The organism is Kitasatospora sp. NPDC024654 (genome assembly GCF_055559155.1).
On record NZ_JBVHLF010000016.1, the window covers coordinates 25,821 to 43,713 of the forward strand.

At 74.8% G+C, this 17,893-nt stretch carries 13 protein-coding genes; 9 read left to right on the forward strand and 4 right to left on the reverse strand.

The window, feature by feature from the left end; genetic code table 11:
- The first annotated feature begins 196 nt into the window (after positions 1-196).
- The 5 genes from glmU to ACZ38L_RS12690 all read left to right on the forward strand — a co-directional run bounded on the left by glmU (position 197) and on the right by ACZ38L_RS12690 (position 5,282).
- Entirely contained in the window at positions 197-1,654 is a 1,458-nt protein-coding gene (glmU, locus tag ACZ38L_RS12670) for a bifunctional UDP-N-acetylglucosamine diphosphorylase/glucosamine-1-phosphate N-acetyltransferase GlmU (protein WP_465692052.1), read from the forward strand.
- A gap of 201 nt (positions 1,655-1,855) precedes the next feature.
- Complete coding sequence (locus tag ACZ38L_RS12675; protein ID WP_465692054.1) at positions 1,856-2,833, forward strand: ribose-phosphate diphosphokinase; 978 nt, start codon at positions 1,856-1,858, stop codon at positions 2,831-2,833.
- 310 nt (positions 2,834-3,143) lie between these two features.
- Positions 3,144-3,734 carry a 50S ribosomal protein L25/general stress protein Ctc gene (locus tag ACZ38L_RS12680; RefSeq protein ID WP_396558054.1) on the forward strand — a complete coding sequence of 197 codons (591 nt, stop codon included), beginning with the start codon at positions 3,144-3,146 and terminating at the stop codon, positions 3,732-3,734.
- 102 nt (positions 3,735-3,836) lie between these two features.
- Complete coding sequence (gene pth, locus ACZ38L_RS12685; RefSeq protein ID WP_396558052.1) at positions 3,837-4,415, forward strand: aminoacyl-tRNA hydrolase; 579 nt, start codon at positions 3,837-3,839, stop codon at positions 4,413-4,415.
- A 210-nt stretch (positions 4,416-4,625) separates the two neighbouring features.
- A complete protein-coding gene (locus tag ACZ38L_RS12690; protein WP_465692057.1) occupies positions 4,626-5,282 on the forward strand; it encodes a hypothetical protein in 657 nt (218 codons plus the stop codon).
- A gap of 92 nt (positions 5,283-5,374) precedes the next feature.
- On the opposite strand, the gene ppc is transcribed toward ACZ38L_RS12690, so the two are convergent.
- Positions 5,375-8,176, reverse strand: coding sequence for a phosphoenolpyruvate carboxylase (gene ppc, locus ACZ38L_RS12695; RefSeq protein WP_465692059.1), 2,802 nt, complete (start codon positions 8,174-8,176; stop codon positions 5,375-5,377).
- A gap of 185 nt (positions 8,177-8,361) precedes the next feature.
- Here ppc and ACZ38L_RS12700 point away from each other — a divergent pair, with 185 nt between their 5' ends.
- Positions 8,362-9,636: a sensor histidine kinase gene (locus ACZ38L_RS12700; RefSeq protein ID WP_465692060.1), complete on the forward strand. Its 1,275-nt coding sequence runs from the start codon at positions 8,362-8,364 to the stop codon at positions 9,634-9,636.
- 62 nt (positions 9,637-9,698) lie between these two features.
- Here the strand turns inward: ACZ38L_RS12700 and ACZ38L_RS12705 are convergent, their stop codons facing one another.
- Together ACZ38L_RS12705 and ACZ38L_RS12710 are read right to left on the reverse strand one after the other, a co-directional pair.
- Positions 9,699-10,235, reverse strand: a complete 537-nt coding sequence (locus tag ACZ38L_RS12705) for an SUKH-3 domain-containing protein (protein ID WP_465692211.1) — start codon at positions 10,233-10,235, stop codon at positions 9,699-9,701.
- Positions 10,236-10,280: 45 nt separating this feature from the next.
- The gene (locus ACZ38L_RS12710) at positions 10,281-10,790 is read right to left on the reverse strand and encodes a YwqJ-related putative deaminase (protein WP_465692062.1); all 510 of its coding nucleotides are present in this window, start codon (positions 10,788-10,790) and stop codon (positions 10,281-10,283) included.
- A gap of 272 nt (positions 10,791-11,062) precedes the next feature.
- On the opposite strand from ACZ38L_RS12710, the gene ACZ38L_RS12715 reads away from it, so the two are divergent.
- The 3 genes from ACZ38L_RS12715 to ACZ38L_RS12725 all read left to right on the forward strand — a co-directional run bounded on the left by ACZ38L_RS12715 (position 11,063) and on the right by ACZ38L_RS12725 (position 16,317).
- Positions 11,063-12,064, forward strand: a complete 1,002-nt coding sequence (locus ACZ38L_RS12715; RefSeq protein ID WP_465692064.1) for an SMI1/KNR4 family protein — start codon at positions 11,063-11,065, stop codon at positions 12,062-12,064.
- A gap of 64 nt (positions 12,065-12,128) precedes the next feature.
- On the forward strand, positions 12,129-14,720 hold the full coding sequence (locus ACZ38L_RS12720) for an SUKH-4 family immunity protein (protein WP_465692066.1): 2,592 nt from the start codon (positions 12,129-12,131) through the stop codon (positions 14,718-14,720).
- 154 nt (positions 14,721-14,874) lie between these two features.
- Positions 14,875-16,317 (forward strand): hypothetical protein, encoded by a 1,443-nt coding sequence (locus ACZ38L_RS12725; RefSeq protein ID WP_465692068.1) that lies wholly within the window; start codon positions 14,875-14,877, stop codon positions 16,315-16,317.
- A 21-nt stretch (positions 16,318-16,338) separates the two neighbouring features.
- Here the strand turns inward: ACZ38L_RS12725 and ACZ38L_RS12730 are convergent, their stop codons facing one another.
- Positions 16,339-17,628 (reverse strand): nucleotide sugar dehydrogenase, encoded by a 1,290-nt coding sequence (locus ACZ38L_RS12730; protein WP_396558029.1) that lies wholly within the window; start codon positions 17,626-17,628, stop codon positions 16,339-16,341.
- Between the last annotated feature and the right edge of the window lie 265 nt (positions 17,629-17,893).

A 17,893-nucleotide genomic window follows, 5' to 3' on the forward strand; every position in this document is an offset into this window, starting at 1 on the left:
TTCCTTCCTGTTCCTTCTTCCCCCCCCCCCCCCCCCACCCCCCCCCCCCCCCCCCCCCCCCCCCCCCCCCCCCCCCCGACCGCTCGCTGGCGCGACCCAGGTGACCCGCGGCTATTCTCGTCATCGGTCCGCGTGCGGGCGTGCGGAGCGCGCGCCGGGCCCTCCCGCCCTCCGGTCGTCCCAAGGAGTCCCCCGCGTGAGCGCCAACCCTCCCGTCGCCGTGATCGTCCTTGCCGCCGGCGAGGGCTCCCGGATGAAGTCCACCACCCTGCCGAAGGTGCTCCACCCGATCTGCGGTCGCAGCCTGGTCGGCCACGTGGTCGCCGCGGCGGAGGAGTTGGCGCCGCAGCAGCTGGTCGTGGTGATCGGCCACCTGCGCGAGCTGGTCGCCGAGCACCTGGGCGAGCACCACCCGGCGGCCCGGACCGTGGTCCAGGAGCGGCAGAACGGCACTGGCAGCGCCGCGCGCACCGCGTTGGAGGCGCTGGCCGCCGACGGCGTCGCGCTGGACGGCACGGTGCTGGTCGCCACCGGCGACACCCCGCTGCTGACCGGGGAGACCCTGCGCGCGCTGGCCGAGCAGCATGCCGCCCAGGGCAACGGCGTCACCGTGCTGACCGCCGTGGTCCCCGACCCGACCGGCTACGGCCGGATCCTGCGCCACCCGGCGGACGGCTCGGTGACCGCGATCGTCGAGCACAAGGACGCCAGCCCGGAGCAGCGCGAGCTGCGGGAGATCAACTCGGGCGTCTACGCCTTCGAGGGCAAGCTGCTGGCCGAGGCGCTGGGCCGGATCGGTACCGACAACGCGCAGGGCGAGGAGTACCTCACCGACACCCTGCACATCCTGCGCTCGGCCGGGCACCGGGTCGGCGCGGTGGTCGCCGAGGACCACCGGGACATCCTCGGGATCAACGACCGGGTGCAGCTGGCCGAGGCCCGCCGGCTGCTCAACGACCGGCTGCTGGAGCGGGCGATGCGGGCTGGGGTGACCGTGGTGGACCCGGCGAGCACCTGGATCGACGTCCAGGTTGACTACCAGCCGGACGCCGTGGTGCTGCCCAACACCCAGCTGCAGGGCGCCACCCGGCTCGGCGAGGGCTGCCGGGTCGGCCCGAACTGCACGCTGACCGACACCGTGGTGGGTGCCGGCGCGCAGGTGAGCAACACCACGGCGGACCGTGCCGAGATCGGCGAGCGCTGCGAGGTCGGCCCGTACGCCTACCTGCGGCCGGGCGCCCGGCTGGCCCGCAAGGCCAAGGCCGGCACCTACGTGGAGATCAAGAACTCCGAGCTGGGCGAGGGTGCCAAAGTGCCGCACCTCTCCTACATCGGCGACGCCACCATCGGCGAGGGCACCAACATCGGTGCGGCCTCGGTCACGGTGAACTACGACGGGGTGAACAAGCACCGCACGGTGATCGGCGCGCACTGCCGGACCGGGTCGGACAACATGTTCATCGCACCGGTCACGGTGGGTGATGGCGCCTACACCGCCGCCGGCTCGGTGATCATCAGCGACGTGCCCCCGGGCGCGCTCGGCGTGAGCCGCGCACAGCAGCGCAATGTGGCGGGCTGGGTGGCGCGGAAGCGCCCCGGCACGGCGGCCGCCGAGGCCGCGGCCGCCGCGCTGGACGGGGCGCCGGAGGCCTGAGCAGCCCTTCGGGGGGTGCCAGCGGCGGTACCGGGACGGACGCTTTCCGCGCGGGCGCGTAACCTGGTGTACATACGTGCGCCGTGGGGCTGTAGCCCGTGCCGAGGCGTACCCCGAACCCGTCGACCCCCGGCCCGGGCGGCCTCGCCGCCCGGGCGCGGTGCGACGGAACCATGCGCAGCAACGCGAGGAGACGGTGCAGTGAGCGGGATCACGACGTCGGGTGAGAAGAAGCTGAAGCTCTTCTCCGGCCGTGCCCACCCCGAGCTGGCAAAGGAGGTCGCGGCGGCGCTCGGCACCGAGCTGGTCCCGACGAAGGCCCTCGACTTCGCCAACGGTGAGATCTACGTCCGCTTCCTGGACTCCGCCCGGGGAGCGGACTGTTTCGTGATGCAGAGCCACACGGCTCCCATCAACCAGTGGATCATGGAACAGCTGATCATGATCGATGCGCTGAAGCGGGCCTCCGCCAAGAGCATCACCGCGATCCTGCCGTTCTACGGGTACGCCCGCCAGGACAAGAAGCACCTGGGCCGCGAGCCCATCTCGGCCCGGCTGATCGCCGACCTGCTGGCCCAGGCCGGTGCCGACCGCCTGATGGCGGTGGACCTGCACACCGCGCAGATCCAGGGCTTCTTCTCCGGTCCGGTGGACCACCTGTTCGCCCTGCCGCTGCTCTGCGACTACATCGGCGAGAAGGTCGACCGCTCCAAGCTGACCGTGGTCTCCCCGGACGCCGGTCGGGTGAAGGTGGCCGACCAGTGGTGCGACCGGCTGGACGCCCCGCTGGCGATCATCCACAAGCGCCGGGACATCACCGCGGCCAACACCATCCTCTCCGCCGAGGTGGTCGGTGACGTCAAGGGCCGGGTCTGCGTGCTGGTCGACGACATGATCGACACCGCCGGCACGATCTGCGCCGCGGCCGACGCGCTCTTCGAGAACGGCGCCGCCGACGTGCTGGTGGCCGCCACCCACGGCGTGCTCTCCGGCCCGGCCGCGGACCGGCTGAAGAACTCCCGGGTGAGCGAGTTCGTCTTCACCAACACGCTGCCCACCCCGGCCGCGCTGCAGCTGGACAAGGTGACCACGCTCTCCATCGCCCCGTCGATCGCCGCCGCGATCCGCGAGGTCTTCGAGGAGGGCTCGGTGACCAGCCTCTTCGAGGGTGTGCACTGATCCGCCACTGTTGGATGAATGTTCGGCCCCGGTGCATCTCGCACCGGGGCCGATTTCACGGTTGCCGAGGGGTGCGGTTAAAGTGGTGAGACTGCTCGGCGAGGGACGCCGTGTGCCCGCACGGGTGCCGGTTCCGTGATCGACGCGCTGCCGCGGCCGGAGTCCCGGTCATCGGCAGAGTCGTCCGCCGCCGAGCGAACCCACCGTTCTTGAGGGTGTGGTCCCGGCGGCTCTTCGCTTTCCGGGGCTCGTATGACGACCGTACGAGTGTTGCCTGCACCCCCGCGCCAGCCTTCCGAGGAGTGCAGTCGTGTCCGAGATCCGCCTTGCCGCCGAGCCCCGCAACGAGTTCGGCAAGGGTGCCGCCCGCCGCGCCCGCCGGGCCGGCTTCGTCCCCGGTGTGGTCTACGGCCACGGCCACGCCCCGGTTCACCTGAACCTGCCCGGCCACGACCTGATGATGGCCCTGAAGACCCCGAACGCCCTGCTGGTCGTCCCGATCGAGGGCAAGGACGAGTTCGTGCTGCCCAAGGCCGTCCAGCGTGAGGCCATCAAGCGCACCATCGAGCACGTCGACCTGCTGCTCGTGAAGCGCGGCGAGAAGGTCACCGTCGAGATCCCGGTGCAGATCGAGGGCGACCTGGCCCCCGGCGGCAACCTGGTCGAGCACGTGCTGAACGCGCTGCCGATCGAGGCCGAGGCCACCCACCTGCCCGAGTCGGTCACCGTCTCGGTCGAGGGCCTGGAGGCCGGTGCCGCCATCACCGCCGGCGACATCGCGCTGCCGAAGGGCGTCTCGCTGGCCGTCGAGGCCGACGCCGTCGTGCTGCAGATCATCGGCGCCCAGGCCGCCCCGGCCGAGGAGGAGGCTTCCGAGGAGGAGGCCGCCGCGGAGGCCTGAGCCCCGCCCGGTACCTGACCGCTGCCCCGGCTCCCTGGTTCTCCAGGGAGCCGGGGCAGCGGTGCGTCCTGGATGATGTGGTGGTGAGGATGAGGAGCGGAGATGGGTGACGAGTACACAGGGCCGTGGCTGATCGTCGGCCTGGGCAACCCGGGGGAGGGCTACGCCCGCAACCGGCACAACGTCGGCTTCATGGTCGTCGACCTGCTGGCCGAGCGGATCGGCGCGAAGTTCAAGGCGCACAAGAGCCGGGCCCAGGTTGCCGAGGGTCGGCTGGCCGGGCAGCGGGTGGTGCTGGCCAAGCCGATGTCCTTCATGAACCTCTCCGGCGGCCCGGTCACCGCGCTGCGCGACTTCTACAAGGCGCCCACCGACGCGGTGGTGGCGATCCACGACGAGCTGGACATCGACTACGCGGCGCTGCGGCTCAAGCTCGGCGGCGGCGACAACGGCCACAACGGGCTGAAGTCGATCACCAAGTCGCTCGGCCCGGGCTACTACCGGGTGCGCTGCGGGGTGGGCCGTCCGCCCGGCCGGATGGAGGTCGCCGACTTCGTGCTCAAGGACTTCTCCACGGCCGAGCGCAAGGAGCTGGACTGGTTCGTGGACCGGGCGGCCGACTCGGTGGAGGCGCTGCTGACGGAGGGTCTGGAGCGGGCCCAGGGCACCTACAACTCCTGAGCGGCCGTCGGCTTTCGGCCACTGTCCGACCTGGCCCGTGCCCCGGTCCGTGACGCGCCGGGCAACAGTAGTACAACTCTTGCCCGCGGCCCGGGATCCGGTGCCGGACCGGCCCGGGTGATCGGGTACGGTCGAGCCGGACTTGGGAAGGTGGGGGCGCTGGTGGGCGCTGGGCGGTTGGGTACGGCACGGGTTGCGGGCGGTCGGGCGATGGCCGGAACGGCGTTGCTCGCGGTGGTGTTGATCGGCGCGGTGCCGAGCGCGCGGGCGGCCGAACCCGCCGCCTCGCCGGCCCCCTCGACGAGCGGTCAGGCCTCGCCGTCGGCCACGGTCGACCCGGGCGACGGGCACCCCGGTCCGAGCGCCGCGCCCACGGCGGTCGGCCCGTCCGCCAGTGCTTCGGCGAGCGACTCGTCCTGCCCCACCGGCTCGCCCACCCCGTCGCCGTCGGCCTCGGCTTCGGCGCCGGTGTCGGCCTCTCCCTCCCCGACGCCGTCCGACCCGGCCCGGCCCGACGGCTGCCCGACCACTTCGGCCCCGGCCCCGGCCCCCGCTCCGTCCGGCACGACCTACCCCGGCCACCGGGTCGGCGTCGCGCTCGGCGAGGCGCGGCCGGTCTACCGCGTCCGGTCCGCCGGCGGCGACCCGACCCAGGTCGCCGACCTGGTGTCCGACCCGACCCCGACCCCCTCGCCCTCGGCGAACCCCGGCACCGGCGAGGTCTCCGACCAGCTGGCGGGCGGCTTCATCGGATCGATCGGTGGCGACGCGGGCCTGGTCGCGGTGGCCGGCGGCCTCCTGGTCGCGGGCGGCGGCGGCGCCCTCTGGCTCAAGCGCCGCCGCGCCGGCACCCCGGCGGGGGGCTGACGGTCCGTCATGCGACGGCCGACCGAAACGGCGGTGACGGTGCCCGCGTAGGAAGCGGGCCGCCACCGCCGTTTCGGTCGGTTGTCGGACCGTCAGCCGGTGTTGCGCAGGCCGGCGGCGATGCCGTTGACGGTGAGCAGCAGGGCGCGGGCCCGCAGCGGGTCTTCGGGGCGGCCGGCGGCGAGTTCCTCGCGCTGGCGGCGGAGCAGGGCCACCTGGAGGTAGGAGATCGGGTCGAGGTAGGCGTCGCGGACCCGGAAGGTCTGCTTCAACACCGGGTTGGACTCGAGGAGTTCACTCTCGCCGGTGAGCCGCAGCACCTCCCTGAGGGTCAGCTCGTGCTCGGCGGTGATCTGGTCGAAGACGTGTTGCAGCTCGGCCGGGACCAGCTGCTCGACGTAGTGCCGGGCGATCCGCAGGTCGGTCTTGGCCAGCGTCATCGCGACGTTGGACAGGAAGTTGCGGAAGAAGTGCCACTGGCCGTACATCTCGTCCAGCACGTCGCCCAGGCCGGCCGCTCGGGCGGCGGCCAGGCCCGAGCCGACGCCGTACCAGCCGGGCACGATCTGGCGGGACTGGGTCCAGCCGAAGACCCACGGGATGGCCCGCAGGCCGTCCAGGCCGGCGCCGGAGTCGGGCCGGCGGGACGGGCGGGAGCCCAGGTGCAGCGAGGCCAGCTGGTCGACCGGGGTGGCGGCGAAGAAGTACTTCGGCAGGTCCTCCTGATCGACCAGGCCGCGGTAGGCGGTGTGCGCGGCCTCCGAGACCCTGTCCATCGCGGCGTCCCAGCGGGCCAGCTCCTCGGGGGCCTGCCGGGGCCGGGTGTGCAGCGCGGAGGCGGCGAGCGTGGCGGAGAGGGTCAGCTCCAGGTTCTCCCGGGCCAACGAGGGGAGCAGGTACTTGTCGGAGATCACCTCGCCCTGCTCGGTGACCTTGATCTCGCCCTCCAGGGTGCCCCACGGCTGGGCCAGGATCGCCTCGTGCGAGGGGCCGCCGCCGCGGCCGACCGTGCCGCCGCGGCCGTGGAAGAGCCGCAGCCGGATGCCGTAGCGGTGGGCCACGTCGCGCAGCCGGCGCTGGGCCCGGTGGATCTCCCACTGCGAGGTGGTGATGCCGCCGAACTTGGAGGAGTCCGAGTAGCCGAGCATGACCTCCTGGATGTCGCCGCGCAGCGAGACCAGCAGCCGGTAGGACGGGTCGGCGAGCATCTCGTCGAGGATCCGGTCGGCCTGCTGCAGCTCGTCGGTGGTCTCCAGCAGCGGCACGATGCCGATCCTGGCGATCCCGGCGTGCAGGTCGATCAGGCCGGCCTCGCGGGCCAGCACAGCCGCCGCGAAGACGTCGTCGGCACCCTGGCACATCGAGATGATGTAGCTCTCGACGATCTCGTCGCCGAACCGCTCGAAGCCCTCCCGGATGGTGTTGAAGACGCCCAGCGTGCGGGTGCCGGCGTCGTCCAGCGGGGCCGGGGTGGGGGCCAGCGGGCGGCGCGAGCGCAGCTCCTTGGCGAGCAGCCGCTGGCGGTACTCGCGCGGCATGTCGGCGTAGCGCCAGGCCTCCTCGCCGAGCCGGTCGAAGAGCTGGCCGAGCGCGTGGTGGTGCGCCTCGGCGTGCTCGCGGACGTCCATGGTGGCGAGCTGGAGGCCGAACGCCTCGACGGTGCGGATCGCCCGGGCGAGTCGGCCGTCGGCGATCAGCTCGCCGCGGTGGCTGCGCAGCGAGTCCTGGATCAGCCTGAGGTCGGTGATCAGCTCGTGGGTGCCCAGGTAGTCGCGGCCGACGACGTGGGGGGTGCCGTTGGCGAGCCGCTCGCGGGTGTTCTCCAGCTTGAGCCGGATGCAGGTGGCCTTGAGCCGGTAGGGCTCCTCGGCGTTCATCCGCTTGTAGCGCGGGCTCAGCTCGGGGAGCAGCTTGAGGTCGGCGTCCAGCGACTCCAGCAGCTCGGCGGAGGCGCCGGCCAGCCGGACCGAGGTGGAGAGCGAGTTCCGCAGGTCGTCCATGGTGTCCAGGGCGTCCTTGATGCCGTACTCGTGCTGCAGGTTGAGCACGTCCCAGGTGACCTGCGGGGTGACGTTGGGGTTGCCGTCCCGGTCGCCGCCGATCCAGGTGCCGAAGGTGAGCGGACGGACGCCATCGGGGACGGTGACGCCGACCCGGGCCAGTTCCTCGTGCAGCTCCTCCAGCACCTCCGGGACGGCCTCGCGGTACAGCTCGTCCAGGTAGTAGACGGCGTTGCGGGCCTCGTCGGTGGGCTCGGGGCGGGCGATCCGCAGCTCGTCGGTCTGCCAGAGCAGGTCGATCACCTCGGCGAGCCGGCGGTCGGCCGAGCGGCGGGCCGAGGAGTACCGCTCCGGGTCGGCGGCGGAGAGGCCGGAGGCCAGGTGCTCACGGTGGATCCGCTCCAGCAGCTCGCCGATCCGGCGGAGCTTGTTGAGCACGCTGCGGCGGGCCGCCTCGGTGGGGTGCGCGGTGAAGACCGGACGGACGGCCAGGTGGGCCAGGGTGTCCGCGAGGTGCTTGGGGTCGGCGTCGGCGAGCTGGTCGGCGGTCCGCGAGAGCAGCGAGCCCTCGCGGGCGCGGCGGGCGGCGAACTCGCGGCCGCGGTGCACCTGCTCGGTCACGTTGGCCAGGTGGAAGTAGGTGGAGAAGGCGCGCACCAGCTTGGCCGCGGTCTCCAGGTCGATGTTGCCGAGCAGCTCGGCGGTGGCCTCGCCGTCCGTCCGGCTGAGCAGCCGGACCTGTTCGACCAGGCCGAGCACCTCGGCGCCCTCCTGGCGCACCAGCGTCTCGCCGAGCAGATCGCCGAGCCGGCGGATGTCGGCCCGCAGGGCGGCGTTGTCGGCGGCCGGATCGGCACTCGGGTGGTCGGCCGGGGTGGGGACCTCTGCGGTCACGGCTGGCTCCCTTGGGTGGTGGGGTTCGGCTACGGCGGACCGCGCTGTCCGACGCGCAACAGCATAGGTGGCGCGGCTCGTCCGGACGCGGTGGTGGCCGGATGCCGGACAGATGTTCCGGAGGCACCCGGATAGTAGGGGTAACCCGATGGGACGGCCGGCGCCGCTCGCTTAGGCTGTCCGCTATGAGCATGTCGTCGGGGGAGGGCACGCCGGCCCGCGGCCTGTGGTGGTGGGAGCGTCGGCGAAGCGCGCTCCTGGACGCGGGACTGGCCGCACTGGCCGCGCTGGAGTGTGCGGCGGGCGGCTATTCGTTCGTGGGTGACCGGCTGCACCTGGGGCCGGTGCCGACGGTCGCCGCGATGGTGATCGGCGGGCTCGGGGGAGCCACGCTGCTGGTCCGCCGGCGCTGGCCGGCCATCCCGGTGCTGGTCTCGATCGTGCTGGTGCCCGGGCTCTTCGGGATCCTGCTGGTGGTCGTCTCGCTGTACACCCTGGCGGGCACCTGGACCTGGCCGTCGCGCCGCCGGCCGGTGCTGGCGCTGTGCGTCGCGGTCTTCCTGGAAACCTTCGGGATGGTGCTCTTCTCACTGCTCACCTCGGCGCCCAACCCCGGTGAGACGCTTCCGCCGACCTGGGTGTTCACGCTGATCGCGGCGCTGGTGTCGCTCGGGCTGACCGTGCTGCCGGTGGTCACCGGCCTCTACCTCGGGGCCCGGCGGCGGCTGGTCGAGTCGCTCAAGGACCGCGCGCACGGCCTGGAGACCGAGCTCGACCTGCTCGCCGAGCAGGCCCGCGAGCGCGCCCGGCGGGCCCGGCTGGAGGAGCGCACCCGGATCGCCCGGGAGATGCACGACGTGGTGGCGCACCGGGTGAGCCTGATGGTGGTGCACGCCGGCGCGCTGGAGCGGATCGTCGGCAAGGACCCGGAGAAGGCGGCGAACAGCGCCCGGCTGATGGCCGAGACCGGACGGCAGGCGCTCAACGAGCTGCGCGAGATCCTCGGCGTGCTGAGGATGTCGGAGGAGCGGGTCGACGGGGCGCCGGCCGCCGGGCTGGCCGAGCTGCCGCGGCTGGTGGACCAGTCCCGGGCGGCCGGGATGACCGTGACGTTCAAGGTCACCGGCAGCGGGCCGCGGTACACCGGGGAGGCCGAGCAGACCGCCTACCGGGTGGTGCAGGAGGGGCTGACCAACGCGCACAAGCACGCCGGCGGGGCCCGGGTGTCGGTGCTGCTGGCCTACGTGCCCAACGGGGTAAGGGTGGCCGTGGTGAACGGCCGCTCGGGCGGCGGCGAGCAGGTCGCGCTGCCCAGCGGGGGCAACGGGCTGGTCGGGATGCGCGAGCGGGTGCTGGCGCTGGGCGGCAACTTCCGGGCCGGGCCGGAGCGGGACGGCGGCTTCCGGGTGGAGGCGATGCTGCCCTCCCGGCTGGCGGTCCGCAGCGATCCGTTGACCTGAGGCACCGCGCCCACGCCGAGTCCGCACCGAAGTTTTACCTGGCCCGGCGTGTCGCGGCCGGGTCAGTGGGCAGGCCGCAGCCGCTCCGGGAGGGTGCCGAGCACCAGCGTGGAGACCGCCTGGTCGACGTCCGCGCCCAGGTACCACTCACCGGTGTGGTCCAGGCTGAAGACCCGGCCCGCCTCGTCCACCGCGAGCAGCGCCTGGCCGTGCCGCTCCTCGCCCAGCGGTGCCACCCGGGCGTCCAGCGCGCGGCCCAGGTCGGCCAGCGAGCGCGGGTGGTGCAGGCCGCAGAGCGGGTCGAGCCGGAACGGGGTGCGGGCCACCTGCCGACCGGCGCCGGAGAGGTCGAAGGCGAGCCCGCCGAACTCGGCCCAGGCCTCCACCGCGGCGGGGAAGACCGCGTGCGGCACCGCGCCCGGGTGGGCGAGCAGCTGGTCGGCCCACTCCTCGGCGCGGCGGATCTCCCACCGGCCGGGGTGCCAGCCGGCCTGCTTGAGCGCGGCGGCGACGTCGGCGGAGAACCGTGGGGTGGAACCGCGTCCGGCCGGCGGCTGGGGGCGGGTCTCTCCGGCGGAGGGGGTGGCGAGCGGGTTCAGGACGTACTCCGGACTCGGGGGCGGGAACGCGGCGTGCGGGCGCGGTCAGGCCTGCGGGGCGACCGCGACGCTCAGCACGGTGAGGTGGTCGAGCAGCGGTTCGCAGGAGCGGCAGAGCGGCGCGTGGGTGCCGTGTGCCGGGTCGTCCTCCTCGCGGATCCGCACGGTGGTGAGCTTGGCGCCCTTGAGCGCCTTGCGGGCCTCGTGCAGGCTCAGCGGCTTGCGGGCGGCGCGCTTGGAACGGCCGGCGTCCACCGTGGTGAGGTAGCGGGAGAGCAGCACCGCCTCCGGGCAGCGGCCGGTGAACCGTTCCCGGTGCTCGATCGGCAGCCGGTCCAGGAAGTCGGCTATCAGCGGGTGCAACTCGGGCCGCTCGTCCGCCTTGCGGCCGGCCAGGGTGTGCACCTCCCCGCCGCGCAGCGAGAGCGCGGCGGCCACCGTGGGCAGCAGGCTGTCCCGGTGGTGGCGCAGCAGCGGCGCGGACGGCGGGGGCGGGACCGGCACCGTGCCGGGCGGCGGACCGGCCGGGGAAGGGCTGGACTGGCGGTGCTCCACGGCTGCTCCCTCCGTTCCAGGCGGCGTTGCCCGGGTGACTGTTCGTCCGCTGGACCGGCCAGCGTGTAAACGCCCAGCCTGCCAAACGCCTCGGACAACTGATGACCCGGGGTGCCCGAGGGTGTACGGAGGGCACGTCAGACATCCACCACTCGTTCACAACTCGCCACGGATCTCCCGCCCGACCGTTCCGCCGGGCGGGGGAACCGTGCCGGACCCCGACCACATACCCTGGTGGGCAGCAATCGGCTTCAGCCAGTGGGGGCTCCCAGATGACGACAGGTCGGCCCGGCACCGCCGCCGCGCCCAACGCGGCCTACGCGGGTCAGGTGGTGCAGTTTCCGGACCCGGTACGGGCGGAGAGGTACCCCGCCGGGGTGCGGGTGGACGATCGGGGCTACCCGGACTTCGGCCCGTACGCCCGGGCGGCGGCCGAGGTGGCCGACCCGCCCGAGGGCTTCGGCGTGGACGAGCTGCGGCTGACCGACTACGTCTCGGCCAACGCCGCGCTGTTCACCGAGGGCCACGAGCTCTGGGCCGACCTGGCCTGCCCGGTGGCCACCCCGCCCGGCTGGACCTGGCACCACGCGGTCGGCGGGGCGGAGCCCGGCTGGCGCCGGATGGAGCTGGTCCCGGTCGAGGTCAAGGCGCTGCTGCGGCACCACGGCGGGCTGGCCCGCTCGGCCGCCGACCACACCCGGCGCGGCACCCGGCCGTTGCAGGAGCGGCGCAGCGCGCACTTCTCGCTCTCCAAGGAGGGCGGCGACCCGGTCAGCGTCCCGGAGGACCTGATCCTGGCGGCCGAGGAGCGGCTGGGCTACCGGCTGCCCGGGGCCTACCGGAGCTTCCTCAAGCTGGGCGGCGGCCGGGGCCCGGTCGGGGTCGCGCTCGACCCCGAGCTCGGACTCCTGCTCGACCAGCCTTTCCTGACGCTGCGTGAGGAGTACGGGGTCGAGGACCTGGTCTACGCCAACAAGTGCCTGCGCGACCACCTGACCAAGGACTATCTGGGCATCGCCTACGCCCAGGGCGGCATCCTCGCGCTGAAGGTGCGCGGCGACCGGATCGGCTCGGTCTGGTGCTGCCTGTACGACGACGCCCGCGACGCCGGCGCGCCCGAGGAGCCCGCGGAGCGGGTCGAACGGCTGCTGCTGCCGTGCGGGGACGACTTCGACGACTTCCTGCTCCGACTGGCCGGCGGCCCGCCGGAGTTGGAGACGGTGGCGGAGCTGATGGTGGACGGCGGGTTCGCCCGCGCGGTACCGGTGCCGTGACGCGGGCACCGGGTGACGGCAGGGCAGCGGTGGCATTGGCGGGAAAGGTAGGGGCGGACCGGGCATGGTGACGTACGCGCAGGCGCAGGACCTGGCGGCGGACTGGATCAACGGCGGGGTGCCGCCGTTCCAGCAGCGCGAGGTCCGGGTGCGGGAGTTCGACCTCGGCTTCGTCTGCTGGGCCGAGGACCGGGCCGGCGGGCCGTCCTCGGACGGCGGCGCGGTCAAGTTGGTGATCGCCCGGGAGACCGGGGCCAGCACGCTCTGGCCGGCGCTGCCGGTCAACGAGGTGGTCCGGCGCTACGAGGAGGAGTACGGGCGGCCGGTCGGGTCCGCGCCGGCCGGCGGCGCCAAGCCGCTGCCGGGGCCGGTCGAGGCCACCTCGTTCCTGCTCAGCCCGCCGCAGTGGATGCAGGAGGCGGGGGAGGCGGCGATCGCCGCGGAGGCGGTTCGGCTGGGGAAGGCGGCGGCCGACCCGGTCGCTCCCGCGGCCGCTCCCGCGCCGGCCGTGGACCTGCCGCCGGTCCCGCCGGTCCCGCCCGCGCCGCCCGTGCCGCCCGTTCCGGCGGACCCGCCGCCGGCGCCCGCGGTGCTGACCGCGCCGCCGGCCTCCGACCGTCCGGCCGGCGAGGCGCCGACCGTGCTCGCGCCGCCGCCCAGCTGGGAGCGCCCGCCGGCCCCGCCCGCCATGCCGAGCGCGGCCGTTCCCGAGGGCGCGACCATGCCGCTGCCCGAGGGCTTCCAGCTGGTGGACGCGGGCGCCGACGCCGCGCCCGCGCCGAAGGTGCCGCCGGGCGCGATCACCGTGCCGATGCCCGCACTGGAGGATCCCGCCGCGTCGGCCGCCCCCGCGCCGGGTGACTACGCCCGGACCGTGCTGGCCGCCCCCGGCGACCTCCCGGGCGGCCCGGCCGTCGAGTACGCGCCCCCTGCACCGCCCGCACCGGCCACGCCGCCCGCGCCGGCCACGCCGCCCGCGCCGGCCGTCGAGTACGCGCCGACCATGCTGGCGCCGGCGGACGGCGTGCCCGGCCTGATGGGCCTGCCGGGTGCCCCCGGTACGCCGGCGGCCCCGGCGATCGAGTACGCGCCGACCATGCTGGCCCCCGCCGACGGCGGCGTGCCCGGCCTGATGGGCCTGCCCGGCGCCCCCGGCACGCCGAGCGCGCCCCCGGCCCCCGCCCCCGGCGCGCCCGGTCTCGGACGCAACTCCGAGAGCGTCCCCCCGCCCCCGCCCCCGGCCGGCCTTCGCGGCCCGGCGGCCCCGGCCGGCCCGGCCGCCGCCCCCGGCCGTGGCCGGAACCCCGCCAGCGCCCCGCCGCCGCCCCCGCCGGGCGGCCTGCTGCACCCGGGGGGCCACCCGGCGGAGGGCCCGGCCGCCGCGCCCACCGGCCGTTCGGCGGGCAGCGCCCCGCCCCCGCCGCCGCCCGCCGGGCTGCGCGCCGGTGCGGCCGTCCCGCCACCCCCGGCCGCCGTCCCGTCGCAGGGCGCGGCCGACCTGGCCGACGCGGTGACCGCCAAGGCCGCCCGCCCCTCGCCAGCCGCCGCCGGGGTGGCCCAGGCGGCCACCCAGCTCGCCTCGGCGGTCCCGTCCCCGCCTGGTCCGGGCACCCCCGCGGGTCCCGGCCTGCCCGGTGCCGCCGCGCCGGTGCCCGGCCTGCCGCCGCAGGGCGCGCCGGTGCCGCCCGGCGTGCCCACGGTCGGCCCGGGCTACCTCGCGGTGCTCAGCTACCGGGCGCCGGACGGCTCCGAGCAGAAGGTGATGCAGCGCAGCGAGCCGGGCACCCCGCACCCGGAGTGGCGGATCCTGCAGGAGCTGCGCCGGCTGAACGTGCCGCCGGAGCAGGTCCTGGAGCTGCACACCGAGCTGGAGTCCTGCGACCTGCCGGGCGGCTACTGCGCCCGGCTGATCAAGGCCTCCTGGCCGAACGTCCGGGTCAGCCACACCGCCGCCTACGGTCGCGAGCTGCCGGCCCGCCAGGCCGGCATGGCCCACCTGCTGAACCACCTGGACGAGCTGCACCAGCTGGCGTCCGGTCCGCGGCGCCCGCGTCCGGTCCGCGCGCCGCTGCCGGCGCCGGCCGCCCCGCTGCCGCCGCTGGCACCGCAGCAGCTGGCGGCCGAGCTGGGGCAGTACTTCGGCCCGGCGGTGTTCCGCTACGAGCAGCGCGCGGTGGCCCGGCAGGGGGTGCCCGAGGTGGTGGCGCAGACCCTGGTCTGGGCGGGCCTGCCGACCAACTTCGGCCCGTTCTTCTGGGCGCACGCGCCGGAGGGCCGGCCGATCCCCACGCTGGCCGAGCTGGCCGCCGAGCGCGGCCGGTCGGCCGCCCCGGACGCGGGCGGCTATCTGGTCCTCGGCAACGACTACGGCCGGCAGCTCTGCGTGCAGTACGGCACGGCCGCGGTGGTCGCGGTCGACCTGGAGGGAACCGGGGAGCCGCCGCGCTTCGTCAACACTGGTGTGCCGGAGTTCGTCCGGTCGCTCGCTCTGCTTGGTCGGATGTGGCCGCTGCGCTACGGTCTGACCCCGGACCAGGCCGGCCGCTGGACCACCGACTTCCAGGCGGAGCTGGCGGCGGCCGACCCGGCTGCCCTCCAGGCGCCGGACACCTGGTGGGCGGTCCTCCTGGAGCAGTTCTGGGACGGACTGCTGTAGGGCCGTCACCGCCCCCGGCCGGGGTAGGTGTCCCGGCCGGAGGCGGCAGCTGGTGTCGCTTCCTTGGGCTTTCTGAATGATCTGCGCAAAATAGGTCAAGAGGATAGGTATCCACCGCCCGAGTCAGCCGCCCAGCCACTGAGGGGAAGAACAGATGAGCGACGCCGTCCCGTCGTACGGCTTCACCGCTGCCCGGCGCGGGTACGCGCCCGACCAGGTCGACCACGCGATGGCGGTGCTGACCGCCCAGCGGGACGAGGCCTGGCAGCGGCTGAGCGTGCTCGGTGCACAGCTCCGCGACCTGGAGCACCAGCTGGTCGAGGCCCAGCAGGCGGTGGTCGACGCGCCGGAGCCGGACTACACGGTGCTCAGCGAGCAGGCCGCCGGGCTGATGGCGATCGCCGAGAACGAGGCGCAGGCGGTCCGGGACAAGGCCGAGCGGTTCGCCGAGGACACCCGCGACGCGGTCTACGAGGCCGGCCGGACACTGGCCCGGAGCTCCGCCGAGTACGCCGCGGCGAGCCGTGAGGAGGCCGACCAGGCCGCCCTTCGCACCGAGGAGTACACCCGCGCCGAGGCCGAGAAGCTGCGCGCCGAGGCCGAGCAGGACGCCCGGACGATCCGGGACGCCGCCACCGCCGAGGCCGCCCGGACCAGGGTGGCCGCCGCCGACGCCGGCGAGCGGGCCGAGGCGAAGCTGGCCGAGCTGCGCCGGGAGGCCGACGAGCGGATCGCCGCCGAGGAGGCCGCCGCCGCGGCCGAGGACAACCGGATCTCGATCGCCGTCGAGGGCCAGCTGCGGGAGGCCGAGCAGTACCGGGATTCGGTGCTGGGCCTGATCAAGCAGATCGACACCGACGCCCAGGCCAAGGCCGACCAGCTGATCGAGCGCGGCCGCCGGGAGGCCGAGCGGATCAACGCGGTGATCGCGGCCGAGCAGGCGGACTTCGCCAAGCGCCTGGAGACCGTGCAGACCCACCTGGACCACATCAAGGGCACGCTGGCCTCGCTGACCGGCAAGGCGGTCGGGATGATCGAGCCCGATGAGGCTCCCGCCGAGGCCCCTGCCCCGGCCGCCGCCCAGCTGCCGCCGGCCGAGCCGCCGGCCGAGCAGCCCGCCGATCCGGAGGCCGACACCGGTGAGGTGCGCCGGCCGGTCCTCGGGTCCCACGCGCTCACGGCCGCCGACGCCCCCACGGCCGATGCCCCGACCACCGTGCTGCGGCTGCCCCCGGCCGTGCGTGAGGCCGCGCCCGAGGTCCGCCAGGGCCCCGCGCCGGTGGACCCCCGGCTCGGCGTGGCGCAGGCCGCCGCCGCGAAGCTGCCGCCGCGTCCCACCGCCCCGCCGCCCCCGCCGCCCGCGCAGCCGTACGTCTCGCCGGTGGTGGACCCCGCCGCCGCGGAGACCGCCGTGATCCCGGTCACCCCGGCCGAGCCGGCGGCCCCGGCAACGGACCCGGAGGAGGAGACCGCGCTGATCCCCGCCCACCCGGCGGACGCGGCGGCCGAGACCAGGGTCATCCCGAAGATCGTGGTCATCGACGAGGGCACCGACCTCGACACCCTGCCCAACACGGTCGGCCGCCGCCGCGGCTGAGCCACGGGAGCAGCCCGGGAGTCAGAGCACCTCGACTGCCGCCCCGGTCAGCCGGCGGCGGCAGTCGAGCACGTACCGGGCGTGCGTGGTGATCGCCGGGTAGTCGAACTCGTCGTGGTCGGCGAGCAGGATCACCGCGTCGGCCGCCGCCAGCTCCTCGACGCCGGCCTCCACCCGGCGCACCCCGGCGAACGCGGCCCTCCGGTCGGGTCCGGCCTGCGCCGGGACGTGCACCCCGGTCACCACGTGCGGGTCGGCGGCCCGGACCTCGGCGCCCATCCGGACCAGCAGCTCGGCGACCCGGGCCGCCGGGGTCTCCCGGGCGTCCCCGGTGTTCTTCTTGTAGGCGAGCCCGAGCAGCAGTACCCGGGAGCCCTTCACCGAGCGCTGCCGCTCGTTCAGCGCCTCGGCCAGCCGGCGGACCACGTAGTCGGGCATGTGGCTGTTGACGTCGTTGGCCAGCTCCACGAAGCGGAACGAGTGCCCGAGTGCTCGCTCCACCCGCCAGGACAGGTAGGAGGGGTCGATCGGCAGGCAGTGCCCGCCCACGCCCGGGCCCGGGGTGAAGGGCAGGAAGCCGAAGGGCTTGGTGGAGGCGGCGTCGATCGCCTCCCAGACGTCGATCCCGAGGTCGTGGGCGAACATCGCCAGCTCGTTGACCAGCGCGATGTTGACGTGCCGGAAGGTGTTCTCCAGCAGCTTGGTCAGCTCGGCCTCCTTGCAGGAGGAGACCGGCACGGTCCGCTCGACCAGCTGCCGGTAGAAGCCGTCGACCGCCGCCAGCGCGGCCGGCCCGGTGCCGGAGACGACCTTCGGGGTGTTCTCCAGTCGCCAGACCGGGTTGCCCGGGTCGATCCGCTCGGGGCTGTAGCCGAGGTGGAAGTCCTGCCCGGCGAGCAGGCCGGACCCCTTCTCCAGCAGCGGCGCGAGCAGCTCCTCGGTGGTCCCCGGGTAGGTGGTGGACTCCAGCACCACGGTGGCGCCCGGCCGCAGGTGCTCGGCCAGCAGGGTGGCCGAGGCCTCGATGTAGGAGAGGTCGGGCACGCCGTCCCGGAGCGGGGTGGGGACCGTGATCACCGCGACGTCGAAGCCCGCGACCTCGGCCGGGTCGTCGGACGGCCGGTAGGCGCCGCTCGCCAGCAGCGGCCGCAGCCGCTCGGCCGGGATGTCCTCCACGTAGGACTCGCCGCGCCGCAACCGGTCGATCCGTAGCCGGTCCACGTCGTAGCCGACCACCTGGTGGCCCACCTCGGCGGCCCGGACGGCGAGCGGAAGCCCGACGTAGCCCTGCCCCGCGATGACGACGCGCATGACGACGACCCCCTACCAGCGCACGGGACGGCGGCCCGCGCCGCCGTCACGGTCAGGTTAGGGAGTGCTCACGTTGCGTGCACGGATTTCGGTCGAGGACGACCCGAAGGGGTGGTGGACGCCCCGGAGGGGTGCCCGGCCAGGACCCGTGGGGGCCTCCGGGGAGGGGGGCACGACCCCCGGCGGGGGGGGGGGTGGCCCCACCCAGGGTCGCCCGGCCCCCCACCCCCACCCCCATCTGGGTTGGGTTTGCTCCACCCTTCCC